This is a genomic window from Azoarcus sp. TTM-91, from assembly GCF_012911025.1.
Taxonomy (GTDB): domain Bacteria; phylum Pseudomonadota; class Gammaproteobacteria; order Burkholderiales; family Rhodocyclaceae; genus Azoarcus.
Genome location: NZ_WUEI01000012.1, coordinates 35090 through 59395, shown reverse-complemented (window position 1 = coordinate 59395; position 24306 = coordinate 35090). Strand labels below are relative to the sequence as shown.

The 24306-nt window shown below is 60.7% G+C and carries 29 protein-coding genes and 1 tRNA gene; all 30 read left to right on the top strand.

Going from position 1 to position 24306, the window contains the following annotated elements; translation table 11 throughout:
* Positions 1-63: 63 nt before the first annotated feature.
* The 30 genes from GRF61_RS05800 (at position 64) to rplF (ending at position 24296) form a co-directional block, all read left to right on the top strand.
* A tRNA-Trp gene (locus tag GRF61_RS05800) sits at positions 64-139 on the top strand.
* 24 nt (positions 140-163) lie between these two features.
* Entirely contained in the window at positions 164-511 is a 348-nt protein-coding gene (gene secE / locus GRF61_RS05795) for a preprotein translocase subunit SecE (RefSeq protein ID WP_169149743.1), read from the top strand.
* A 2-nt stretch (positions 512-513) separates the two neighbouring features.
* A complete protein-coding gene (gene nusG, locus GRF61_RS05790) occupies positions 514-1047 on the top strand; it encodes a transcription termination/antitermination protein NusG (protein ID WP_133590500.1) in 534 nt (177 codons plus the stop codon).
* 110 nt (positions 1048-1157) lie between these two features.
* Positions 1158-1589, top strand: a complete 432-nt coding sequence (gene rplK, locus GRF61_RS05785; protein ID WP_133590498.1) for a 50S ribosomal protein L11 — start codon at positions 1158-1160, stop codon at positions 1587-1589.
* Between the two features lie 2 nt (positions 1590-1591).
* Entirely contained in the window at positions 1592-2287 is a 696-nt protein-coding gene (gene rplA / locus GRF61_RS05780; RefSeq protein ID WP_169149742.1) for a 50S ribosomal protein L1, read from the top strand.
* Between the two features lie 231 nt (positions 2288-2518).
* Positions 2519-3022 (top strand): 50S ribosomal protein L10, encoded by a 504-nt coding sequence (gene rplJ / locus GRF61_RS05775; protein WP_169149741.1) that lies wholly within the window; start codon positions 2519-2521, stop codon positions 3020-3022.
* Between the two features lie 51 nt (positions 3023-3073).
* Entirely contained in the window at positions 3074-3451 is a 378-nt protein-coding gene (gene rplL / locus GRF61_RS05770; protein WP_169149740.1) for a 50S ribosomal protein L7/L12, read from the top strand.
* A 178-nt stretch (positions 3452-3629) separates the two neighbouring features.
* Positions 3630-7763, top strand: coding sequence for a DNA-directed RNA polymerase subunit beta (gene rpoB, locus GRF61_RS05765; protein ID WP_169149739.1), 4134 nt, complete (start codon positions 3630-3632; stop codon positions 7761-7763).
* Positions 7764-7806: 43 nt separating this feature from the next.
* The gene (rpoC, locus tag GRF61_RS05760; protein ID WP_169149738.1) at positions 7807-12021 is read left to right on the top strand and encodes a DNA-directed RNA polymerase subunit beta'; all 4215 of its coding nucleotides are present in this window, start codon (positions 7807-7809) and stop codon (positions 12019-12021) included.
* 133 nt (positions 12022-12154) lie between these two features.
* Positions 12155-12532: a 30S ribosomal protein S12 gene (rpsL, locus tag GRF61_RS05755; protein ID WP_133590486.1), complete on the top strand. Its 378-nt coding sequence runs from the start codon at positions 12155-12157 to the stop codon at positions 12530-12532.
* Positions 12533-12562: 30 nt separating this feature from the next.
* Positions 12563-13033, top strand: a complete 471-nt coding sequence (gene rpsG, locus GRF61_RS05750; protein WP_133590484.1) for a 30S ribosomal protein S7 — start codon at positions 12563-12565, stop codon at positions 13031-13033.
* Between the two features lie 110 nt (positions 13034-13143).
* Positions 13144-15240, top strand: coding sequence for an elongation factor G (fusA, locus tag GRF61_RS05745; RefSeq protein ID WP_169149737.1), 2097 nt, complete (start codon positions 13144-13146; stop codon positions 15238-15240).
* A 25-nt stretch (positions 15241-15265) separates the two neighbouring features.
* Positions 15266-16456, top strand: coding sequence for an elongation factor Tu (gene tuf / locus GRF61_RS05740; RefSeq protein ID WP_133590480.1), 1191 nt, complete (start codon positions 15266-15268; stop codon positions 16454-16456).
* A 51-nt stretch (positions 16457-16507) separates the two neighbouring features.
* A complete protein-coding gene (gene rpsJ / locus GRF61_RS05735; protein ID WP_169149736.1) occupies positions 16508-16819 on the top strand; it encodes a 30S ribosomal protein S10 in 312 nt (103 codons plus the stop codon).
* Between the two features lie 112 nt (positions 16820-16931).
* A complete protein-coding gene (gene rplC, locus GRF61_RS05730; protein ID WP_133590476.1) occupies positions 16932-17570 on the top strand; it encodes a 50S ribosomal protein L3 in 639 nt (212 codons plus the stop codon).
* A 13-nt stretch (positions 17571-17583) separates the two neighbouring features.
* Positions 17584-18204 carry a 50S ribosomal protein L4 gene (gene rplD, locus GRF61_RS05725; protein WP_169149735.1) on the top strand — a complete coding sequence of 207 codons (621 nt, stop codon included), beginning with the start codon at positions 17584-17586 and terminating at the stop codon, positions 18202-18204.
* A 5-nt stretch (positions 18205-18209) separates the two neighbouring features.
* Positions 18210-18506 (top strand): 50S ribosomal protein L23, encoded by a 297-nt coding sequence (gene rplW / locus GRF61_RS05720; RefSeq protein ID WP_348982353.1) that lies wholly within the window; start codon positions 18210-18212, stop codon positions 18504-18506.
* 6 nt (positions 18507-18512) lie between these two features.
* Positions 18513-19340, top strand: coding sequence for a 50S ribosomal protein L2 (gene rplB / locus GRF61_RS05715; protein WP_169149733.1), 828 nt, complete (start codon positions 18513-18515; stop codon positions 19338-19340).
* A 10-nt stretch (positions 19341-19350) separates the two neighbouring features.
* Positions 19351-19626 carry a 30S ribosomal protein S19 gene (rpsS, locus tag GRF61_RS05710; protein WP_011767136.1) on the top strand — a complete coding sequence of 92 codons (276 nt, stop codon included), beginning with the start codon at positions 19351-19353 and terminating at the stop codon, positions 19624-19626.
* A gap of 6 nt (positions 19627-19632) precedes the next feature.
* The gene (gene rplV, locus GRF61_RS05705; RefSeq protein ID WP_133590468.1) at positions 19633-19962 is read left to right on the top strand and encodes a 50S ribosomal protein L22; all 330 of its coding nucleotides are present in this window, start codon (positions 19633-19635) and stop codon (positions 19960-19962) included.
* A 9-nt stretch (positions 19963-19971) separates the two neighbouring features.
* Positions 19972-20751, top strand: a complete 780-nt coding sequence (rpsC, locus tag GRF61_RS05700) for a 30S ribosomal protein S3 (RefSeq protein ID WP_169149732.1) — start codon at positions 19972-19974, stop codon at positions 20749-20751.
* Positions 20751-21164 (top strand): 50S ribosomal protein L16, encoded by a 414-nt coding sequence (gene rplP, locus GRF61_RS05695; protein WP_133590464.1) that lies wholly within the window; start codon positions 20751-20753, stop codon positions 21162-21164. Before rpsC ends, rplP begins: the two co-directional genes overlap by 1 nt.
* Before the next feature lie 2 nt (positions 21165-21166).
* On the top strand, positions 21167-21361 hold the full coding sequence (gene rpmC, locus GRF61_RS05690) for a 50S ribosomal protein L29 (RefSeq protein WP_169149731.1): 195 nt from the start codon (positions 21167-21169) through the stop codon (positions 21359-21361).
* Positions 21358-21630, top strand: a complete 273-nt coding sequence (gene rpsQ / locus GRF61_RS05685) for a 30S ribosomal protein S17 (protein ID WP_169149730.1) — start codon at positions 21358-21360, stop codon at positions 21628-21630. Before rpmC ends, rpsQ begins: the two co-directional genes overlap by 4 nt.
* A gap of 153 nt (positions 21631-21783) precedes the next feature.
* Positions 21784-22152, top strand: a complete 369-nt coding sequence (gene rplN / locus GRF61_RS05680) for a 50S ribosomal protein L14 (protein WP_133590458.1) — start codon at positions 21784-21786, stop codon at positions 22150-22152.
* Between the two features lie 11 nt (positions 22153-22163).
* On the top strand, positions 22164-22481 hold the full coding sequence (gene rplX, locus GRF61_RS05675; RefSeq protein WP_169149729.1) for a 50S ribosomal protein L24: 318 nt from the start codon (positions 22164-22166) through the stop codon (positions 22479-22481).
* 9 nt (positions 22482-22490) lie between these two features.
* Complete coding sequence (gene rplE, locus GRF61_RS05670; protein ID WP_133590454.1) at positions 22491-23030, top strand: 50S ribosomal protein L5; 540 nt, start codon at positions 22491-22493, stop codon at positions 23028-23030.
* A gap of 7 nt (positions 23031-23037) precedes the next feature.
* Positions 23038-23343, top strand: a complete 306-nt coding sequence (gene rpsN, locus GRF61_RS05665; RefSeq protein WP_133590452.1) for a 30S ribosomal protein S14 — start codon at positions 23038-23040, stop codon at positions 23341-23343.
* Positions 23344-23356: 13 nt separating this feature from the next.
* Positions 23357-23752: a 30S ribosomal protein S8 gene (gene rpsH, locus GRF61_RS05660; protein WP_133590450.1), complete on the top strand. Its 396-nt coding sequence runs from the start codon at positions 23357-23359 to the stop codon at positions 23750-23752.
* A gap of 10 nt (positions 23753-23762) precedes the next feature.
* On the top strand, positions 23763-24296 hold the full coding sequence (gene rplF / locus GRF61_RS05655; RefSeq protein ID WP_169149728.1) for a 50S ribosomal protein L6: 534 nt from the start codon (positions 23763-23765) through the stop codon (positions 24294-24296).
* Positions 24297-24306: the final 10 nt, after the last annotated feature.

The window sequence follows — 24306 nt, the reverse complement described above, 5'->3', positions numbered from 1 at the left end:
TCGCCAAGCGATTGTTTGATGGGGAAGCGCACCCACAGGGGTGCGCTTTGTAGTCTCTGCTGCAGGGGCATAGCTCAATTGGCAGAGCGTCGGTCTCCAAAACCGAAGGTTGGGGGTTCGATTCCCTCTGCCCCTGCCAAATTATCCGGAAGTCATTGTTCCGATGGCCGATAAGTTGAAGTTCGCGCTGGCTTTGGCGCTGGTCGCGGCCGGCGTAGTCGGCTTCTATCTGCTCTCCGAGCAGCCCTTGGTGCTGCGTGTCCTGTCGGTTCTGGCCGGTCTGGGTGCTGGTGTCTCCGTGGCTTGGTTCTCTGAGCCGGGGCGTCGCTTTGTCGAGTTTGCTCGCGAAGCTGTAGTCGAGACAAAGAAAGTCGTATGGCCCAGTCGTAAGGAAACCGTTCAGACGACGGGCTTGGTGTTCGCCTTCGTGGTTGTGATGGCGATCTTTCTGTGGCTGACGGACAAGAGCCTGGAGTGGGTGCTGTACGACCTCGTTCTGGGTTGGAAATGATCATGGCGAAGCGCTGGTACGTGGTTCACGCCTATTCGGGCTTCGAAAAGTCGGTTCAGCGGGCGTTGGTTGATCGCATCGCGCGGGCTGGCATGCAGGATTTCTTCGGCCAGATTCTGGTTCCGGTCGAAGAAGTCGTGGAAATGAAGGGCGGTCAGAAAAGCATCTCCGAGCGTAAGTTCTTTCCGGGCTATGTGCTCGTGGAGATGGAGATGAACGACGAAAGCTGGCACTTGGTGAAGTCGACATCCAAGGTCACGGGTTTCGTTGGCGGTACCGCCAATAAGCCCACCCCGATCTCCGAGAAGGAGGTCGAGAAAATCATGCAGCAAATGCAAGAGGGTGTGGACAAGCCGCGTCCCAAGGTTCTCTTCGAGACTGGAGAGGTGGTTCGCGTGAAGGAAGGTCCGTTTACCGACTTCCATGGTTCCGTCGAAGATGTGAACTATGAGAAGAGCAAGCTGCGTGTTTCCGTGACCATTTTTGGTCGGGCGACGCCAGTGGAATTGGATTTCGCCCAGGTCGAGAAGACCTGAGGTTGATGAGGCGGGCACGTGAGTGCCCGCTTTTTGCCCGTTGACGCGGGTAAATGGAGGAGCGTCGGTTCACGCCGGCGCGCTAGGACTCAATCAAGGAGTGTGCCGCAATGGCAAAGAAAATCATTGGCTACATTAAGCTGCAGGTGCCGGCCGGCAAGGCCAACCCCAGCCCCCCGATCGGCCCCGCGCTGGGTCAGCGTGGTCTGAACATCATGGAATTCTGCAAGGCCTTCAATGCCAAGACTCAGGGCATGGAGCCGGGTCTGCCGATTCCGGTGGTGATTACTGCGTTCGCGGACAAGAGCTTCACATTCATCATGAAGACGCCGCCGGCGACCGTCCTGATCAAGAAGGCGGCCGGTGTCCAGAAGGGTTCGCCGAAGCCCCATACCGACAAGGTCGGTTCGATCAGCCGTGCTCAGGTCGAAGAGATCGCCAAGGGCAAGATGCCTGACCTTACCGCTGCCGACTTGGAGGCCGCCGTGCGTACCATCGCCGGTTCCGCTCGCAGCATGGGCATCACCGTGGAGGGCCTTTAATCATGGCGAAAGTTTCCAAGCGTGTTCAGGCGCTCCGCGCCAAGATCGACCGTAACCGTGCTTACCCTGTAGCCGAGGCGCTGGCGCTGGTGAAGGAATGCGCGACTGCCAAGTTCGATGAGTCGATCGACATCGCCATCAATCTCGGCGTTGACGCGCGTAAGTCGGATCAGGTCGTTCGGGGTTCCGTCGTGCTGCCGGCGGGTACCGGCAAGACGGTGCGCGTGGCCGTGTTCGCCCAGGGTGACAAGGCTGAGGCCGCTCGTGCCGCTGGTGCGGATGTCGTCGGGTTCGACGATCTCGCCGAGCAGGTGAAGGCTGGCAACATCGCGTTTGACCTCTGCATCGCTACGCCGGATGCCATGCGCGTGGTGGGGCAGTTGGGACAGATCCTCGGCCCGCGTGGTCTGATGCCGAACCCGAAGGTCGGTACTGTGACCATGGATGTCACCACTGCCGTCAAGAATGCCAAGGCTGGTCAGGTTCAGTACCGTACCGACAAGGCTGGCCTGGTTCACGCCACCATCGGCCGCGCTTCCTTTGGCGTCGAAGCGCTGCAGCAGAATCTCAACGCTTTCGTTGATGCTCTGGTGAAGGCACGTCCGGCCGCAGCCAAGGGCGTGTATCTGCGCCGTATCGCACTGTCCAGCACCATGGGCAGTGGCGTTCGCGTTGAAACGAGTACCGTTTCCGCCTGAGGCGGGAAATACAGAACTTTGGGACACGCTTGGGCTTAGGCGCGGGCGTGGATCGTCAAAGACCGCAGGTGCTGCCGCTTCGGTGGCCGCTTAATTGTCCCGGTGACGCCTGCGCAGACGGTGTGCCCAGAACAGGATTGGCTGAAGCAAGGCCGCTCTCCTGATCCAGGTCGCCGTGGGTGCGAACCGCTAACAGTGGTTCGTGTGTGGACTTGAAAGGAGGAAGGACCCATGGGTCTCAATCTCGATGACAAGAAAGCCGTAGTGGCAGAGGTGTCGGCACAAGTGGCCAACGCCCAGACCATCGCGGTGGCCGAGTATCGCGGCATCGCGGTGGGCGATCTCACCACGCTGCGTGCAAAGGCCCGCGAGTCTGGCGTTTACTTGCGTGTGCTGAAGAACACTCTGGTGCGTCGTGCGATCGCCGATACCCCGTTTGCCGATCTGGCTGACCAGCTTACCGGTCCGCTGATCTATGGCATTTCGGAAGATCCGGTTGCCGCTGCCAAGGTGCTCAATGACTTTGCGAAGGGTAATGACAAGCTGGTGCTGAAGGCCGGTTCCTATGCGGGCAAGACGCTCGACAAGGCCGGCGTGCAGGCGCTCGCTTCGATCCCGAGCCGCGAAGAGTTGCTCGCCACGCTGCTGGGTGTCATGCAGGCGCCGGTTTCCGGCTTCGCAGGTGCTCTCGCCGCCCTCGCCAAGAAGCGCGAGGAAGAAGGCGTGGCTGCCTGAGCCTCAGGCACTACAGTTTTCAGAATAGTTTCGATTTTGGAGTGATTTGATATGGCTATCAGCAAAGAAGACATCCTCGAAGCCGTTGGCGCGATGACCGTTATGGAACTGAACGACCTGGTCAAGGCGTTCGAAGAGAAGTTTGGCGTGTCGGCAGCCTCCCTGGCAGTGGCTGCTCCGGGTGCCGGCGGTGCTGCTGCTCCGGCCGCTGAAGAGAAGACCGAGTTCGACGTGATCCTGACCGCCGCTGGCGAGAAGAAGGTCGAAGTCATCAAGGTCGTCCGTGCCGCCACCGGTCTGGGCCTGAAGGAAGCCAAGGACGTCGTCGACGGCGCGCCGAAGGCCGTGAAGGAGGGCGTGTCCAAGGCCGACGCCGACGCGCTGAAGAAGCAACTGGAAGACGCTGGCGCCAAGGTCGAGATCAAGTAATACTCGCCTTTCCAGCAGGGCTGGCGCTCCTAGGGGTGCCAGCCCTTTCGTGCTTTGTACTGAAGCATGAAGCCAGAACAAAGCGTCCCTAGAAGTGTTGCAGTTTTTTTCAGATATCTAGGCAACCGCGGGCGCTGTGTTCTGTCTTTTCGAAGTTCGACCTCTAGCCGGAGCATTCATGGCGTATTCCTACACTGAGAAGAAGCGTATCCGCAAGAGCTTCGCCAAGCGCGCGGCCGTGCTCGATGCGCCTTTCCTGCTCGCCACCCAAATCGAGTCGTTCGCCTCGTTCCTGCAAGCGGAAACGTTGCCTGAAACGCGGCACAACCAGGGCCTGCAAGCGGCGTTCACCTCGATTTTCCCGATCTCCAGCCATAGCGGCAACGCCCGGCTGGAGTTCGTCCAGTACATGCTGGGCGAGCCGGCGTTCGATGTGAAGGAATGCCAACAGCGCGGTCTGACCTTCGCGTCGCCGCTGCGCGCGCGCGTCCGCCTGGTCATCATGGACCGTGAAGCGCCCAAGGAAACCATCAAGGAGGTGAAGGAGCAGGAAGTCTATATGGGCGAGATTCCGCTCATGACGGACACCGGCTCCTTCGTCATCAACGGCACTGAGCGGGTGATCGTTTCCCAGCTGCACCGTTCTCCGGGCGTGTTCTTCGAGCACGACCGTGGCAAGACCCACTCCTCCGGCAAGCTGCTGTTCTCCGCCCGCATCATTCCCTACCGTGGCTCCTGGTTGGACTTCGAGTTCGATCCCAAGGATTACCTGTACTTCCGCGTCGACCGTCGGCGCAAGATGCCGGTGACCATCCTGCTGCGCTCCATCGGGATGACGCCGGAAGAGATCCTCGAGACCTTCCACGACTTCGATGCCTTCCAACTGGCGCCCGAAGGTGCGCAGTTCGAACTGGTGCCGGATCGCCTGCGTGGCGAAGTGGCCCGCTTCGACATCGTGACGCCGGATGGCAAGGTGATCGTGGCGCGCGACAAGCGCATCACCGCCAAGCATATCCGTGAACTGGATCAAGCCGGCGTCAAGACCATTGCGGTGCCGGACGACTTCATGCTCGGTCGTGTGATTGCCAAGAACGTTGTGGACGCGGAAACCGGCGAACTGGTCGCCCGTGCCAACGACGAGATCACCGAAGATCTACTCGGCAAGCTGCGCGACGCCCGCGTTGTCGACCTGCAGACCCTCTACATCAATGACCTCGACCGCGGCGGCTACATCTCGCAGACGCTGCGTATCGACGAAACGGCCGACCAGTGGGCTGCCAAGGTCGCGATCTACCGCATGATGCGTCCGGGCGAGCCGCCCACCGAGGACGCGGTGGAAGCCCTGTTCCAGGGGTTGTTCTACGCGGAAGAACGCTATGACCTGTCCTCCGTCGGCCGCATGAAGTTCAACCGTCGTGCCTATCCCGAGAAGATCGACGACAAGGCGCCGGGCTGGCTGAAACGTTTCTATGAGAAGGTCGGTCCCCACGGCGAGGAAGGTGTCGGCGTGCTGGCCAACGAAGACATCCTGGCCGTGATCGGCGTGTTGGTTGAACTGCGCAACGGCCGCGGCGAGATCGACGATATCGACCACCTGGGGAACCGTCGGGTGCGGTCCGTTGGCGAACTGGCCGAGAACCAGTTCCGTGCCGGCCTGGTCCGTGTCGAGCGTGCGGTGAAGGAGCGTCTGTCCCAGGCTGAGTCTGACAACCTGATGCCGCATGACCTGATCAACGCCAAGCCCATCTCGGCCGCGATCAAGGAGTTCTTCGGCTCCAGCCAGCTCTCCCAGTTCATGGACCAGACCAATCCGCTGTCCGAGATCACCCATAAGCGCCGCGTTTCCGCGCTTGGCCCGGGCGGTCTGACCCGCGAACGTGCTGGCTTCGAAGTTCGTGACGTACACCCGACCCATTACGGCCGGGTGTGCCCGATCGAGACGCCGGAAGGCCCGAACATCGGTCTGATCAACTCGCTGGCGGTGTACGCCCGCACCAACCGTCACGGCTTCCTCGAGACGCCATATCGCAAGGTGGCGGATGGCAAGGTCACCGATCAGATCGACTTCCTGTCGGCGATTGAGGAAGGCCAGTACGTGATCGCGCAGGCGAACGCTGAGATCGGCGGCGGCGGCACTTTGGAAGGCGATCTCATCTCTTGCCGCCACAAGGGCGAATTTACGTTGGCGAGTGCCGACCAGGTCCAGTACATGGATGTGGCGCCGGGTCAGATCGTGTCTGTCGCAGCCTCGCTGATTCCGTTCCTTGAGCACGACGACGCCAACCGTGCGTTGATGGGCGCCAACATGCAACGTCAGGCGGTTCCCTGCCTGCGTCCGGAGAAGCCGTTGGTCGGCACCGGCATCGAGCGCACCGTGGCAGTGGACTCGGGCACCGCGGTGCAGGCGAAGCGTGGCGGCCTGGTCGACTACGTCGATGCCCAGCGTATCGTGGTGCGGGTGAACGATGCCGAAACCCTTGCGGGTGAAGTCGGCGTCGACATCTACAACATGATCAAGTACACCCGTTCCAACCAGAACACCAACATCAACCAGCGTCCGGTGGTGAAGGTGGGCGACCGCATCGCCAAGGGCGATGTGATTGCCGACGGTGCCTCCACCGATCTGGGCGAACTGGCGCTCGGCCAGAACATGCTGGTCGCGTTCATGCCCTGGAATGGCTACAACTTCGAAGACTCGATCCTGATCTCCGAGCGCGTGGTTGCCGATGATCGCTTCACCTCGATCCACATCGAGGAACTGACCGTCGTCGCGCGCGATACCAAGCTGGGGCCTGAGGAAATCACCCGCGACATCGCGTCGCTGGGCGAAGCCCAACTGTCCCGTCTGGACGAGTCCGGCATTGTCTACATCGGTGCCGAAGTCGAAGCCGGCGACGTGCTGGTCGGCAAGGTCACGCCCAAGGGAGAAACCCAGCTGACGCCGGAGGAGAAGCTGCTGCGCGCGATCTTCGGCGAGAAGGCTTCCGACGTTAAGGACACTTCGCTGCGCGTCCCGTCCGGCATGACTGGCACTGTCATCGACGTGCAGGTCTTCACCCGCGAGGGCATCGAGCGCGACAAGCGCGCCCAGTCCATCATCGACGATCAGCTGCGCAGCTTCAAAACCGATCTGGCCGACCAGATGCGCATCGTGGAGCGGGACGCCTTCGCGCGTATCCAGCGCATGATTGTTGGCCAGAAGGCCAACGGAGGTCCGAAGAAGCTGAGCAAGGGTACTGCGATCACCGTCGAATACTTGGACACGCTGGAGCCCTATCACTGGTTCGACATTCGCATGGCGGACGAAGAGCTGGCGATCCAGCTCGAAGCCATCCGTGAAGGCCTGGAAAAGACCCGCAAGGACTTCGAACAGGCCTTCGAGATCAAGAAGAAGAAGCTCACCCAGGGCGATGAGCTGCCCCCGGGCGTGCAGAAGATGGTCAAGGTGTACCTGGCGGTGAAGCGCCGCCTGCAGCCGGGCGACAAGATGGCCGGCCGTCACGGCAACAAGGGTGTGGTGTCCAAGATCGTTCCGGTCGAAGACATGCCTTATATGGAAGACGGCACGCCGGTCGACATCGTGCTGAACCCGCTGGGCGTGCCCTCGCGGATGAACATCGGTCAGATCCTGGAAACCCACCTTGGCTGGGCGGCCAAGGGCCTGGGCCAGCGCCTGGACAAGATGCTGCGTGCGAATGCAGCCGCCAGTGAAGTCCGCGGCCTGCTGGAGGAGATCTACAACGGCAGCGGCAAGCCGGAAGACTTCTCCGGGTTCAGCGACGAGGACGTCGTCGAACTGGCCTCGAACCTGAAGAAGGGCGTACCGTTCGCGACCCCGGTGTTCGATGGAGCCAAGGAAGAAGAGATCTCCAAGATGCTGGAACTGGCCGGCCTCCCGGTCGGCGGCCAGGTGACGCTATTTGACGGTCGCACTGGCGAGCCCTTCGAGCGCAAGGTCACCGTGGGCTACAAGCACGTGCTGAAGCTGCACCACTTGGTCGATGACAAGATGCATGCGCGCTCCACCGGCCCGTACTCGCTGGTGACGCAGCAGCCGCTGGGCGGCAAGGCGCAGTTCGGCGGCCAGCGTTTCGGGGAAATGGAAGTGTGGGCGCTCGAGGCTTACGGCGCGGCATATACCTTGCAGGAGATGTTGACGGTCAAGTCGGACGACGTTACCGGCCGTACCAAGGTGTACGAAAACATCGTCAAGGGCGAACACAAGATCGACTCTGGGATGCCCGAGTCCTTCAACGTGCTGGTGAAGGAAATTCGTTCCCTGGCGATCGACATCGATCTGGACCGCGATTGAACCCGCACATTGCGCAACCCGCATGTGCCGGATGGAGTGATACATGAAGAGCCTGCTCGCTGACCTGTTCAAGCAAACCCTGCCGAACGAGGAAGAGTTCGAAGCGATTACGATCGGCCTCGCCTCGCCGGACAAGATCCGGTCGTGGTCCTATGGCGAAGTCAAGAAGCCGGAGACGATCAACTACCGTACCTTCAAGCCCGAGCGCGATGGCCTGTTCTGCGCCAAGATCTTCGGGCCGGTGAAGGACTACGAGTGCCTCTGCGGCAAGTACAAGCGCCTGAAGCATCGCGGCGTGATCTGCGAGAAGTGCGGCGTCGAGGTGACCCTGTCCAAGGTGCGCCGCGAGCGCATGGGGCACATCGAACTCGCCAGCGTCGTTGCCCACATCTGGTTCCTGAAGAGCCTGCCCAGCCGTCTTGGCATGGTGTTGGACATGACCCTGCGCGACATCGAGCGCGTGCTGTATTTCGAAGCCTTTGTCGTCGTCGAGCCCGGCATGACCCCGCTCAACCGTGCTCAGTTGCTGACTGAGGACGACTACCTCGCGAAGGTCGAGGAATACGGTGACGACTTCGACGCAGTGATGGGCGCCGAAGGCATTCGTGAGTTGTTGCGCACGCTGGACGTGAACCTCGAGATCGAAAAGTTGCGTGGCGACCTCGAAACCACCAACTCCGAAGCCAAGATCAAGAAGTTCTCCAAGCGCCTGAAGGTGCTGGAGGCTTTCCAGCAGTCCGGCATCAAGCCGGAATGGATGATCCTGGAAGTGCTGCCGGTGCTGCCGCCGGACCTGCGCCCGCTGGTGCCGCTGGACGGCGGCCGTTTCGCTACCTCTGACCTGAACGACCTCTACCGCCGCGTCATCAACCGGAACAACCGCCTGAAGCGGCTGCTGGAACTGAAGGCGCCGGACATCATCGTCCGCAACGAGAAGCGCATGCTGCAGGAGTCGGTGGACTCCCTGCTTGACAACGGCCGTCGCGGGAAGGCGATGACCGGTGCCAACAAGCGTCCGCTGAAGTCGCTGGCCGACATGATCAAGGGCAAGGGCGGTCGTTTCCGTCAGAACCTGCTGGGCAAGCGCGTCGACTACTCCGGCCGTTCCGTCATTACCGTGGGCCCGCAGCTCAAGTTGCACCAGTGCGGCCTGCCGAAGCTGATGGCGCTGGAACTGTTCAAGCCCTTCATCTTCAACAAGCTGGAACTGATGGGACTGGCTACGACCATCAAGCAGGCGAAGAAGATGGTGGAGTCCCAAGAGCCCGTGGTTTGGGACATCCTGGAAGAGGTGATCCGCGAGCATCCGGTGATGCTGAACCGCGCACCGACCCTGCACCGTCTCGGCATCCAGGCTTTCGAGCCGGTGCTGATCGAAGGCAAGGCGATCCAGCTGCACCCGCTGGTCTGCGTGGCCTTCAACGCCGACTTCGACGGCGACCAGATGGCGGTCCACGTTCCCCTGTCGCTGGAAGCGCAGATGGAAGCCCGCACGCTGATGCTGGCCTCCAACAACGTGCTGTCGCCCGCCAACGGCGATCCCATCATCGTGCCGTCGCAGGACATCGTGCTGGGTCTGTACTACGCCACCCGCGAGGGGGTGAACGTACCGGGCGAAGGCATGCTGTTCGCCGACGTAGGCGAGGTGAAGCGCGCCTACGAATCCGGCCAGATTTCGCTGCACGCCCGGGTGACCGTGCGTCTGAAGGAATTTGATCGCGGTCCCGAGGGCGAGCGCCTGGAGCGCGTGGTGCGCCACAACACCACCGCCGGCCGTGCCATCCTGTCGGAGATCCTGCCGGCCGGCCTGCCGTTCAGCGTTATCGACAAGCCGCTGAAGAAGAAGGAAATCTCCAAGCTGATCAACGCGTCCTTCCGCCGTTGCGGTCTGCGCGCGACGGTGATCTTCGCTGATCAGCTGATGCAGTTCGGCTACCGTCTGGCGACGCGTGCCGGCATTTCCATCGCGGTGAAGGACATGCTGGTTCCGAACCTGAAGGAAGACCTGATCCGCGCGGCCGAGTCCGAGGTAAAGGAGATCGCCCAGCAATACACCTCCGGTCTGGTGACCGACGGTGAGCGCTACAACAAGGTCGTCGATATCTGGGGCCGCTGCGGCGACCAGGTGGCGAAGGCGATGATGGAGCAGCTGGGCCAGGAGGAGGTGACCAACCGCGAAGGCTCGACGGTCAAGCAGGAGTCCTTCAACTCCATCTACATGATGGCCGACTCCGGCGCGCGGGGTTCCGCCGCCCAGATCCGCCAGCTGGCCGGCATGCGGGGCCTGATGGCCAAGCCTGACGGCTCGATCATCGAAACGCCGATCACCACCAACTTCCGTGAAGGTCTGAACGTTCTGCAGTACTTCATCTCGACGCACGGCGCCCGTAAGGGCCTGGCCGATACCGCGCTGAAGACCGCGAACTCCGGCTACCTGACTCGTCGTCTGGTGGACGTGACGCAGGATCTGGTGGTTATCGAGGACGATTGCGGCACGCGTGAAGGCTTCAACATGAAGGCCCTGATCGAGGGCGGGGAAGTCGTCGAACCGCTGCGCGAGCGCATCCTGGGCCGTGTCTGCGCCGAGGACGTCGTCAACCCGGATACCCAGGAAACCGCCATCGAGGCCGGCACGCTGCTGGACGAAGACGCGGTTGAACTGATCGAAAGCCTGGGGGTGGACGAGGTCAAGGTCCGTACGCCGCTGACCTGCGAAACCCGTTACGGTCTGTGCGCCAAGTGCTACGGCCGTGACCTGGGCCGCGGCAGCATGGTCAACGCAGGCGAGGCGGTCGGTGTGATCGCTGCGCAGTCGATCGGCGAGCCGGGCACCCAGCTGACGATGCGTACCTTCCACGTCGGTGGCGCGGCATCCCGGGCCGCGGCTGCCAGTGGTGTCGAGGCCAAGTCGGCCGGTACCATCCGCTTCGCCGGCAACATGCGCTACGTCTCCAACCCGAAGGGCGAGAAGGTGGTCATCGCCCGCTCGGCCGAACTGGTGGTCGCCGACGACATGGGCCGCGAGCGCGAGCGTCACAAACTGCCGTACGGCGCCACGCTGGCGGTGGATGACGGCGCAACCGTCAAGGCTGGTGCGCAGCTGGCCAGTTGGGATCCGCACACCCGTCCTATCGTTACCGAATACAGCGGTATCGTGAAGTTCGAGAATGTGGAAGAGGGCGCCACCGTCGCCAAGCAGATCGACGAAGTGACTGGTCTGTCGACGCTGGTGGTCATCGACTCCAAGCGCCGCTCCAGCTCGGGCTCCGCCAAGGGCGTGCGCCCGCAGGTGAAGCTGTTCGACGAGCAAGGCCAGGAGGTGAAGATCACGGGTACGGATCACCCGGTGACCATCACCTTCCAGGTGGGATCGCTGATCACCGTGAAGGACGGCCAGCAGGTGAGCGTGGGCGATGTGCTTGCACGTATTCCGCAGGAATCCGCCAAGACCCGCGACATTACCGGTGGTCTGCCGCGTGTTGCCGAGTTGTTCGAAGCCCGTTCGCCCAAGGATGCAGGGCTGCTGGCCGAGTACACCGGTACCGTTTCCTTCGGCAAGGACACCAAGGGCAAGCAGCGCCTGGTGATCACCGAGCCGGACGGTACGGTGCACGAATTCCTGATCCCGAAGGACAAGCACCTGATGGTCCACGACGGTCAGGTAGTGAACAAGGGCGAGCTCATCGTCGACGGCCCAGCCGATCCGCACGACATCCTGCGCCTGCAGGGTATCGGCGAATTGGCCCGTTACATCATCGACGAAGTGCAGGACGTGTACCGTCTGCAAGGTGTGAAGATCAACGACAAGCACATCGAAGTGATTGTTCGCCAGATGCTGCGCCGCGTTGTGATCACCGACCCGGGCGACACCAAGTTCATCCGCGAAGAGCAGGTCGAGCGTTCCGAAGTGCTGGACGAAAACGATCGCATCAACGCGGAAGGTAAGCTGCCGGCTCAGTACGAGAACGTGCTGCTGGGCATCACCAAGGCCTCGCTGTCCACCGACTCCTTCATCTCCGCGGCTTCCTTCCAGGAAACGACCCGCGTGTTGACGGAAGCCGCGATCATGGGCAAACGCGACGAACTCCGCGGTCTGAAGGAGAACGTTATCGTTGGTCGCCTGATCCCGGCGGGTACCGGCTTGGCCTATCACCGCAGCCGCAAGTCGCAGGCTCAGGGCGACGATCTTGGCGCCGAGCACGCATGGGCTCCGGTGGAACCTGTTGTCGAAGCGCCGCAGGACATTCAGGCGAGTTGACTTTCGTTTTGTCTCCGGCCTAAAATCCGGCCTCTTTTTGTGGACTGACCAATCGTAGTCAGTCGCAGCCGGAATAAACCGCCCGAGGCGGCCCGTGGTGGGCTGCCTCGGTTTTTTGGGAAATTCTTAAGCTATGCCAACAATCAATCAGCTGGTCCGCAAGCCGCGGCAGATGGAGGTCACCAAGAGCAAGGTGCCTGCGCTGGAGGCTTGCCCGCAGAAGCGTGGTGTCTGCACCCGCGTCTATACCACGACTCCGAAGAAGCCGAACTCGGCGCTGCGTAAGGTAGCGAAGGTTCGTCTGACCAACGGTTTCGAGGTCATCTCCTACATCGGCGGCGAGGGTCACAACCTGCAGGAGCACTCCGTGGTCCTGATTCGCGGTGGCCGTGTAAAGGACTTGCCGGGTGTGCGTTACCACATCGTGCGTGGCTCCCTAGACTTGCAGGGTGTCAAGGACCGGAAGCAATCGCGCTCCAAGTACGGCGCCAAGCGCCCGAAGAAAGCCTGATTGTCGGCAAAAAATTAGCGAGAGGTTGTCATGCCGCGTCGTCGTGAAGTACCCAAGCGTGAAGTCCTGCCTGATCCGAAGTTCGGCTCTCAGGATGTTTCCAAGTTTATCAATGTGATCATGCAGGCGGGCAAGAAATCCGTCGCCGAGCGCATTGTCTATGGTGCGTTCGAGCACATCACCAGCAAGGCCAGCAAGGATCCGCTGGAGGTTTTTGCCGCCGCGGTTGCGAACGTCAAGCCTGTGGTGGAAGTGAAGAGCCGCCGCGTTGGTGGTGCCAACTACCAGGTGCCGGTCGAGGTTCGTCCTTCCCGTCGCATGGCGCTGTCCATGCGCTGGCTGCGCGAAGCGGCCCGCAAGCGGGCTGAGAAGTCGATGGCCCAGCGCCTGGCGGGTGAGTTGCTCGAGGCGGCTGAAGGTCGGGGCGCCGCGATGAAGAAGCGCGAAGAAGTGCATCGTATGGCCGAGGCCAACAAGGCGTTCTCGCATTACCGCTTCTGATTTGTCTAGTGAGCGGTATATCGGGCCCTGCGAAGGGCTCGATTGTTTTGTAACGCAATAATCAGATCGGCGCGGCTTCCGCGGGATCTCTCCAAGGCAGGAATAGTATCGTGGCTCGCAAGACTCCTATCGAGCGCTACCGCAACATCGGTATCTCCGCTCACATCGACGCCGGCAAGACGACTACGACCGAGCGCATCCTCTATTACACCGGTGTGAATCACAAGATCGGTGAAGTGCACGATGGCGCTGCGACCATGGACTGGATGGCGCAGGAGCAGGAGCGTGGCATCACCATCACCTCCGCTGCGACCACCTGCTTCTGGAAGGGCATGGATCTCTCCCTGCCGGAGCATCGCTTCAACATCATCGACACGCCGGGGCACGTTGACTTCACTATCGAAGTCGAGCGCTCCATGCGGGTGCTGGACGGTGCCTGCATGGTGTATTGCGCCGTGGGTGGCGTGCAGCCTCAGTCCGAGACGGTGTGGCGCCAGGCGACCAAGTACAAGGTTCCTCGCCTTGCTTTCGTGAACAAGATGGACCGCTCTGGTGCCAACTTCTTCAAGGTCGTGGACCAGATGAAGGCACGCCTGAAGGCGAATCCTGTTCCTATCGTGATCCCCATCGGGGCAGAAGACACGTTCACCGGCGTCGTCGACCTGATCAAGATGAAGGCGATCATCTGGGATGAGGCTTCCCAGGGCATGAAGTTCGAGTACCGCGACATCCCTTCGGAGTTGCAGGCTGATGCCGAGTCTTGGCGCGAGCAGATGGTCGAGGCGGCCGCCGAGGCTTCCGAAGAACTCATGAACACCTATCTCGAGAACGGCGAGCTTTCCGAGGACCAGATCAAGCTCGGTCTGCGTACGCGCACGATCGCGTGTGAGATCCAGCCCATGCTGTGCGGTACTGCGTTCAAAAACAAGGGCGTGCAGCGGATGCTGGACGCGGTCATCGAGTTCCTGCCTTCGCCTGTGGATATTCCGCCTGTCGCGGGTACTGATGACAATGAAGTGGAAGTGGTGCGCAAGGCGGATGACGGCGAGAAGTTCTCGGCGCTGGCGTTCAAGCTGATGACCGACCCGTTCGTGGGGCAACTCACCTTCGTGCGCGTCTACTCCGGTGTGCTGAGCTCTGGCGAAACCGTGCTGAACTCAGTCAAGGGCAAGAAGGAGCGCATCGGCCGCATCCTGCAGATGCACGCCAATGAACGCGAGGAAATCAAGGAAGTGCTGGCCGGCGACATCGCCGCCTGCGTTGGCTTGAAGGAGGTGACCACCGGCGAGACCCTGTGCGATCCCTCTGCGCCAATCATCCTGGAGCGCATGGTATTCCCCGATCCAGTCATTCACGTGGCCGTCGAGCCGAAGACCAAGAGTGACCAAGAGAAGATGGGTATCGCGCTGGGTCGTCTGGCTGCGGAAGATCCGTCTTTCCGTGTGCGCACCGACGAAGAGTCTGGTCAGACCATCATTTCCGGCATGGGCGAACTGCACCTCGAGATCATCGTTGACCGCATGAAGCGTGAGTTCAACGTCGAGGCGAACGTCGGCGCGCCTCAGGTCGCCTACCGCGAAGCGATCCGCAAGTCGGTCGAGCAGGAAGGCAAGTTCGTCAAGCAGTCCGGTGGCCGTGGTCAGTACGGTCACGTCTGGATCAAGCTGGAGCCGAACGAGACCGGCAAGGGTTACGAGTTCGTTGACGCCATCAAGGGCGGCGTGGTCCCGCGCGAGTACATTCCCGCGGTCGACAAGGGGCTGCAGGATACTCTGCCGAACGGCGTGTTGGCCGGCTTCCCGGTGGTGGATGTGAAAGTTACGCTGTTCGATGGCTCTTACCACGATGTGGACTCGAACGAAAACGCCTTCAAGATGGCCGCGTCCATGGCGTTCAAGGATGCGATGCGCAAGGCCAACCCGGTGCTGCTTGAGCCGATGATGGCTGTCGTGGTTGAAACGCCGGAAGACTACATGGGTAACGTCATGGGCGATCTTTCCGGGCGTCGCGGCATCGTCCAGGGTATGGACGACCTTCCTGGCGGCATGAAGGAGATCAAGGCCGAGGTGCCGCTGGCCGAGATGTTCGGCTACGCGACCCAGTTGCGCTCGCTGTCGCAGGGGCGCGCGACCTACTCCATGGAGTTCAAGCACTACTCCGAGGCGCCCAAGAGTGTCGCCGAAGCAGTCATCAACAATCGCAAGTAATAACTAAGAGCTACGAGGAAGAGCAATGGCTAAGGGTAAGTTTGAGCGGACGAAGCCGCACGTGAACGTAGGCACGATCGGCCACGTTGACCACGGCAAGACGACGCTGACGGCGGCGATCACGACGATTCTGTCGAAGAAGTTCGGTGGCGAGGCGAAGGCCTACGATCAGATCGATGCGGCGCCGGAAGAGAAGGCTCGCGGCATCACGATCAACACCGCGCACGTCGAGTACGAGACGGCCACGCGCCACTATGCCCACGTGGATTGCCCGGGGCACGCCGACTACGTGAAGAACATGATTACGGGTGCGGCGCAGATGGACGGCGCGATCCTGGTGTGCTCGGCCGCTGATGGCCCGATGCCGCAGACGCGCGAGCACATCCTGCTGGCTCGCCAGGTCGGTGTGCCGTACATCATCGTCTTCCTGAACAAGTGCGACATGGTCGACGACGAAGAGCTGCTCGAGCTGGTCGAAATGGAAGTGCGCGAGCTGCTGTCCAAGTACGACTTCCCGGGCGACGACATTCCCATCGTCAAGGGTTCCGCGCTGAAGGCGCTGGAAGGTGATCAGTCCGACATCGGTGAGCCGGCGATCTTCCGTCTGGCCGACGCCCTGGATAGCTACATCCCGACCCCGGAACGTGCCATCGACAAGCCCTTCCTGCTGCCGATCGAAGACGTGTTCTCGATCTCCGGCCGCGGCACCGTGGTGACCGGTCGTGTCGAGCGCGGCATCGTGAAGGTTGGCGAAGAAATCGAAATCGTCGGCATCAAGCCCACCGTCAAGACCACCTGCACCGGTGTGGAAATGTTCCGCAAGCTGCTGGATCAGGGTCAGGCAGGTGACAACGTCGGCGTGCTGCTGCGCGGTACCAAGCGTGAAGACGTGGAGCGTGGCCAAGTGCTGTGCAAGCCGGGCTCCATCACCCCGCACACCCACTTCACCGGCGAAATCTACGTGCTGTCGAAGGAAGAGGGTGGTCGTCACACGCCGTTCTTCAACAACTACCGTCCGCAGTTCTACTTCCGTACCACGGACGTGACCGGTTCCATCGCGCTGCCGGAAGGCACCGAGATGGTGATGCCGGGTGACAACGTGTCGATCACCGTGAAGCTGATCGCTCCGATCGCCATGGAAGAAGGTCTGCGCTTCGCGATCCGCGAAGGCGGCCGTACCGTCGGCGCCGGCGTCGTCGCCAAGATCATCGAGTAATTTCTATCCGGGGCGACCGTCGTGTCGCCTCATCGCTCTTTGGGATAAATCATGCAGAACCAGAAAATCCGCATCCGTCTGAAAGCTTTCGACTATCGCCTGATCGACCAGTCTGCGCTGGAGATCGTCGAGACTGCGAAGCGTACCGGTGCGGTTGTGCGCGGCCCCGTTCCGCTGCCCACCCGTATCGAGCGTTTCAACCTGCTGCGTTCGCCGCACGTGAACAAGACGTCCCGCGATCAGATGGAGATCCGCACCCATCAACGTCTGATGGACATCATCGATCCCACCGATAAGACGGTGGATGCGCTGATGAAGTTGGATCTGCCGGCGGGCGTGGATGTCGAGATCAAGCTCCAGTAAGCAGTCCGCTTGCGGGATTTTGAAAAAGGCCGGTATAATCCGGCCTTTGTGCCTATTGGCGCAATAATTTGAGCGACCCCGGTCAATCGCAACCGGGAATCAGGAGAAAAAAATGAGTCTAGGCCTTGTTGGACGCAAGGTTGGCATGACTCGCATTTTTGCCGAGGATGGTCGTTCCATTCCGGTGACTGTGCTTGACGTGTCCGACAATCGCGTGTCCCAGATCAAGACGCCTGAATCCGACGGCTATGCTGCGGTTCAGGTCGCATTCGGCAAGCGTCGTGCTAGCCGTCTGGTTAAAGCCGCGGCGGGTCATCTTGCCAAGGCCGGCGTCGAGCCGAGCCGAGGTCTCAAGGAGTTCCGTGTCGAGGGTGAGCAGCTCGCTGGTTTCAAAGCGGGTGATGTCATCTCCGCGGAGATCTTTTCCGTTGGTCAAAAAGTTGATGTGACGGGTGTCTCGATCGGTAAGGGCTTCTCCGGTCCGATCAAGCGTCACAACTTCTCCTCCAACCGTGCTTCCCACGGTAACTCCATTTCCCACAACTCGCCGGGCTCGATCGGTATGGCGCAGGATCCGGGGCGTGTTTTCCCGGGTAAGCGCATGGCCGGCCAGTACGGCGCTGCTCAGCGCACCACGCAAGGGCTGGAAGTGGTTCGTGTGGATGCCGAGCGTCAGCTTCTGCTGATCAAGGGGGCGGTGCCTGGTGCCAAGGGCGGTGACGTTGTCGTTCGTCCGGCAGTCAAGGCCTAAGGGGAGTTACGCAATGGAATTGAAACTCTTGAACGATCAGGGGCAGGCAGCAGCGACGCTGCAGGCTTCCGATACCCTGTTCGGGCGCGACTACAACGAAGCGCTGATCCATCAGGTGGTTACCGCCTATATGGCGAATGCCCGCTCCGGCAATCGTGCCCAGAAGGGTCGGTCCGAAGTCTCCAAGTCGACACGCAAGCCGTTCCGCCAGAAGGGTACGGGTAACGCGCGTGCCGGTATGGCGTCCAGCCCGCTGTGGCGTGGTGGCGGCAAGATTTTCCCGAACTCGCCTGACGAGAACTTTAGCCAGAAGGTCAATCGCAAGATGTATCGGGCTGGCGTGGCCTCCATTCTTTCGCAGCTGGCGCGTGAAGATCGCCTGGCTGTAGTGGAGAGTTTCAGCGTCGAGGCGCCGAAGACTCGTCTCCTGACCCAGAAGCTGAAGGGCATGGGGCTGGAGTCTGTGCTGGTGATTACCGACGAAGTCGACGAGAACCTGTTCCTGTCCGCTCGCAACCTGCACAAGGTTCTGGTGCTCGAGGTCCAGGAAGCCGATCCGGTGTCGCTGGTTCGTTTTCCCAAGGTCCTGGTGACCAAGGGCGCGCTGGCGAAGATGGAGGAAGCCTGGCAATGAGCGCAATCAATCAGGAGCGTTTGCTGCAGGTGCTGCTGGCGCCGCAGATCTCCGAAAAGGCGACTTTCATCGCCGAGAAGAACGAGCAGGTTATCTTCAAGGTGGCCTCTACCGCGACCAAGCCTGAAGTGAAGGCGGCCGTCGAACTGCTGTTCAAGGTTGAAGTGAAGTCGGTCCAGATCGCAAATGTGAAGGGCAAGACCAAGCGCTTTGGCCGTTCCATCGGCCGTCGCAAGGACTGGAAGAAGGCTTTCGTTTGTCTGAAGCCTGGCCAGGAAATCAACTTTGCGGCTGGGGAGTAATCGATCATGGCACTGGTAAAACTCAAGCCGACTTCCGCTGGCCGTCGTGCGATGGTCAAGGTGGTCAACCCCGATCTGCACAAGGGTCGCCCGTTCGATGGTCTGATCGAGAAGAAGACCAAGAACGCGGGCCGTAACAACGGTGGCCGGGTGACTGTTCGCCACCAAGGTGGCGGCCACAAGCAGCACTATCGGGTGATCGACTTCCGCCGCAACAAGGATGGCGTCGTCGCCAAGGTCGAGCGTCTGGAATATGACCCTAACCGCTCTGCGAACATCGCGCTGCTTTGCTATGCCGATGGCGAGCGCCGCTACATCATCGCCCCTCGCGGTGTCGAGGTTGGTCAGCAGATCGTGAGCGGCGCCGAGGCGCCGATCAAGCCGGGCAACGCCCTGCCGATCCGCAACATCCCGGTGGGTTCCACGATTCACTGCGTCGAAATGATGCCGGGCAAGGGGGCTCAGCTCGCCCGTGCTGCTGGCACCTCCGTCCAGTTGCTGGCGCGCGAAGGAGTGTATGCCCAGCTGCGTCTGCGCTCCGGTGAGATCCGCCGCGTGCACGTCGAGTGCCGCGCGACCATTGGTGAAGTGGGTAACGAAGAGCATAGCCTGCGCAAGATCGGCAAGGCGGGTGCTAACCGCTGGCGTGGCATCCGTCCGACTGTTCGCGGCGTTGCGATGAACCCGGTGGATCACCCGCACGGTGGTGGCGAAGGTCGCACCGGCGAGGGTCGTGTTCCTGTCAGCCCGTGGGGTCAGCCCACCAAGGGCTACCGTACTCGCCGCAATAAGCGCACTGACACGATGATCGTGCAGCGTCGTCACAAGCGTTAAGGGGTAACAGATGGCTCGTTCTATCAAGAAAGGCCCGTTCATCGACGCGCACCTCCTCAAGAAGGTGGACGCCGCGCGGGCGAGCAATGACAAGCGTCCGATCAAGACCTGGTCCCGTCGTTCCACGGTGCTGCCGGACTTCGTCGGCCTGACGATCGCTGTTCACAACGGCCGTCAGCACATCCCGGTGTATGTGTCCGAAAACATGGTCGGCCACAAGCTGGGTGAATTTGCGCTGACGCGTACCTTCAAGGGTCACGCCGCCAGCAAGAAAGCGAAGAGGTAAGAAGACATGGAAACCAAAGCCGTTCTCCGTGGCGTGCGCCTGTCGGCCCAAAAGGGTCGCCTGGTTGCTGACCTGGTGCGAGGCAAGTCGGTCGACCAGGCTCTCAACATCCTCGCTTTCTCCCCCAAGCGTGGTGCAAAGATCATCCGCAAGGTTGTCGAATCCGCTATCGCAAATGCCGAGCACAACGACGGTGCCGACATTGATGCGCTAAAGGTCAAGACCATCTACGTGGAAGAAGGTGCGACGCTGAAGCGTTTCACTGCCCGCGCAAAGGGCCGGGGCAACCGCATTCTCAAGCCCACCTGCCACATCTACGTGTCTGTCGGCGAGTAAGGAGTATTCATGGGTCAGAAAATTCATCCCACCGGATTCCGTCTCGCTGTCACGCGCGATTGGGGTTCCCGCTGGTTTGCTTCCAGCCAGGATTTCTCGAAGATGCTGCACGAGGACCTGAAGGTCCGCGACTATCTGAAGAAGCGCCTGGCGCATGCGTCGGTTGGCCGTGTCATCATCGAGCGTCCGGCCAAGAATGCGCGCGTTACGCTCTACAGTGCCCGTCCGGGTGTCGTTATCGGCAAGAAGGGCGAGGATATTGAGGCGCTGAAGCGCGATCTGCAGAAGATCGTGGGTGTGCCTGTTCATGTGAACATCGAGGAAGTGCGCAAGCCCGAGATCGATGCGAAGTTGATTGCGGACTCCATCGCCCAGCAGCTCGAGAAGCGCATCATGTTCCGCCGCGCCATGAAGCGCGCGATGCAGAACGCCATGCGTCTTGGTGCTCAAGGCATCAAGATCATGAGTTCCGGTCGCCTGAATGGCGCCGAAATCGCTCGTACCGAGTGGTATCGCGAAGGTCGCGTTCCGCTGCACACCCTGCGTGCGAACATCGACTACGGTGTTTCCGAAGCGCACACCACCTATGGTGTTATCGGCATCAAGGTCTGGGTGTTCAAGGGTGAAATGCTGGGTCGCAACGAGCAGCCGGCGGCCGCCGAGCCTGAGGCCGACAATCGCCGTGGTCGCCGTGGTGCCCCGCGTGACGGTGAAGGCCGTCCGGGTCGTCGTCCTGCCCGCCGGGGCGGCGACGGCCAAGGCCGGCAAGAAGAAAGCAGGAGTGAATAATGCTGCAGCCCTCGAGAAGAAAGTATCGGAAGGAGCAGAAGGGCCGTAACACCGGGCTTGCTACGCGCGGTGCTAAGGTCAGCTTCGGCGAGTACGGGCTCAAGGCGGTTGGCCGAGGCCGGCTGACTGCTCGTCAGATTGAGTCTGCGCGTCGCGCGATGACCCGTCACATCAAGCGGGGTGGTCGGATCTGGATCCGGATTTTCCCGGACAAGCCGATCTCCAAGAAGCCCGCTGAAGTTCGGATGGGTAACGGTAAGGGTAACCCCGAGTACTGGGTCGCTGAGATCCAGCCCGGCAAGGTGCTCTACGAAATGGATGGCGTGGACGAAGCGCTCGCGCGTGAGGCATTCCGGCTTGCAGCCGCTAAGCTTCCGCTGGAGACGGTGTTCGTTACTCGCCAAGTGGGGTAAGCATGAAAGCGAGTGAACTCCGCGCCAAAGGCGCAGAAGAACTGAACCAGGAGTTGCTTGAGTTGTTGAAGGCCCAGTTCTCGCTGCGGATGCAGCTGGCGACTCAGCAACTGAGTAACACGAGTCAACTCGGGAAGGTCCGTCGCGACATCGCGCGTGTCCGGACCATCCTGTGTGAGAAGGCGGGTCAGCAATGAGCGAGCAGCAAGTTCAGAAGGTTCGCCGCGCCCTGGTGGGGCGTGTGGTCAGTGACAAGATGGATAAGACGGTAACCGTTCTGGTTGAGCGGCGAGTCAAGCACCCTCTGTACAGCAAGATCATTACGCGCTCTGCCAAGTACCACGCTCACGTGGAGAATGGCGAGGCAGCGCAGGGTGATCTGGTGGAAATCGAAGAGTGTCGTCCGCTCTCTCGTACCAAGACCTGGCGTGTGACCCGGGTCGTTGAGAAGGCCCGCGTGATCTGAACTCGGGATCGCGAGCCGGCATTTGAAAACAGCTTGGCGCTGCGGCGTCAAGCTGTTATACTTTTAAATCTTTGCTCCGGTGCTCGCTCGGGGCATTCCACCCTGACGGGTTCCAAGACTGACCGCAGCGCGGGATAAGTTGGAGATAAATTCATGATTCAAATGCAGTCCAGGCTGGATGTCGCCGATAACACCGGCGCGCGTTCGGTTATGTGCATCAAAGTGCTTGGTGGTTCCAAGCGCCGTTATGCCGGCATTGGCGACATCATCAAGGTCACCATCAAGGATGCTGCGCCGCGTGGTCGTGTGAAGAAGGGCGACGTTTATAACGCCGTCGTTGTTCGTACCGCCAAGGGTGTGCGTCGCCCTGATGGTTCGCTGGTGAAGTTTGACAACAACGCCGCAGTTCTCCTGAACAATAAGCTCGAGCCGATCGGCACGCGTATTTTCGGGCCGGTTACTCGCGAGCTGCGCTCCGAGCGGTTCATGAAGATCGTCTCGCTGGCGCCTGAAGTGCTCTAAGGAGTCGGTAGATGAACAAGATCCGCAAGGGTGACGAAGTCATTGTGCTGGCTGGCAAGGATCGCGGTCGCCGCGGTGCTGTGCTGCGCCGCGTGGATGACGAGCATGTGGTGGTTGAGGGCGTGAATCGCGTCAAGAAGCACGTGCGTCCGAATCCACTCAAGGGCGAAGTCGGTGGCATCGTCGAGAAAGATATGCCTATCCATATTTCCAATGTCGCGCTGTTCAATCCGGCGTCCCAGAAGGGCGATCGCGTCGGGGTGAAAGTGCTTGAGGATGGCCGCAAGGTTCGCGTCTTCAAGTCGAACGGCGAGCTGGTTGATGCCTAAGGAGTAACGATGGCTCGCTTGCAACAGTTCTACAAGGATTCTGTGGTTCCTGATCTGCAAAAGCAGTTCGGCTACAAGTCTGTTATGGAAGTGCCGCGCATCACCAAGATCACTCTGAATATGGGTGTGGGTGAGGCAGTTGGTGATAAGAAGGTGCTTGAGAACGCGATCGGTGACATGACCAAGATTGCTGGTCAGAAGCCGGTGTCGACGAAGGCGCGTAAGTCCATTGCGGGCTTCAAGATTCGTGAAGGTTATCCGATTGGTTGCATGGTGACTCTGCGCGGCCCCCAGATGTTCGAGTTTCTGGATCGTCTGATCACCATTGCGTTGCCGCGTGTGCGTGACTTCCGCGGTATTGCTGCGAAAGGCTTCGACGGTCGTGGTAACTACAACCTGGGCGTCAAAGAGCAGATCATCTTCCCGGAAATCGAGTACGACAAGATCGATGCGCTGCGCGGGATGAACATCAGCATCACGACGACCGCGAAGAATGACCAGGAAGCCCGTGCTCTGCTCGGTGCTTTCAAGTTCCCGTTCAAGAATTGAGGCTGACATGGCGAAACTCGCTCTGATCAATCGTGAAGAGAAGCGTCGCAAGCTGGTTGAGAAGTTTGCCGCCAAGCGTGCTGCGCTGATCGCTCAGATCAAGGACACCAAGCTGTCCGACGAAGAACGCATGTCTGCGCGCTTGGCGCTGCAGCAGCTCCCGCGCAACGCCAGTCCCTCTCGTCAGCGCAACCGGTGCAGCCTGACCGGCCGTCCGCGTGGGGTGTTCCGCAAGTTCGGTCTGTGCCGTAACAAGCTGCGTGAAATTGCTTTCCGTGGCGAAGTTCCTGGCATGACCAAGGCGAGCTGGTAAGGAGAATTCAAAGATGAGTATGTCCGATCCGATCGCCGACATGCTGACGCGCATCCGCAATGGGCAGCAGGCCCAGAAGGTGAGCGTGAGCATGCCCTCCTCGAAGCTCAAGGTGGCGATCGCCAAGGTGCTGAAGGATGAGGGTTACATCGATGACTTTTCGGTGCGGGAAGAGAGCGGCAAGGCTGCGCTCGATGTCGCGCTGAAGTACTACGCCGGCCGGCCTGTGATTGAGCGCATCGAACGCGTCAGCCGCCCCGGTCTGAGAGTGTACAAGGGAAGCAACGATCTGCCGCGCGTCATGAACGGCCTGGGCGTTGCCATTGTTTCCACGCCCAAGGGCGTGATGACCGATCGTGCCGCCCGCGCTAGCCGGGTCGGTGGCGAAGTCATCTGCCTGGTCGCCTAAGGGGAGCGCAATGTCTCGTGTAGCGAAGAATCCGGTCGCGATCCCGACGGGCGTTGAGGTCACCATCTCCGCCGCTGAGATTGCGATCAAGGGGCCGCTGGGCACGCTGCGTCAGTCCATTCACCCCGCTGTCAGCGTGGAGAAGGATGGCGAAGCCATCGTCTGCAAGGCAAAGGATGGTGCGGATAACGCCCGTGCGATGTCCGGTACCGTTCGTGCCTTGGTGAATAACATGGTGAACGGCGTGACCAAGGGTTTTGAGCGCAAGCTCACGCTGGTTGGCGTTGGTTACCGTGCCCAGGCTCAAGGTGACAAGCTGAATCTTTCGCTGGGTTTCTCCCATCCGGTGGTGCATCAGATGCCCGCTGGCGTGAAGGTTGAGACGCCCTCCCAGACCGAAGTCGTGATCAAGGGTATCGACAAGCAGCAGGTCGGTCAGGTCGCGGCCGAGGTGCGGGCCTACCGCTCTCCCGAACCCTACAAGGGCAAGGGCGTCCGTTATTCGGACGAGGTGGTGGTGCTCAAGGAAACCAAGAAGAAGTAAGGCGGTTCGT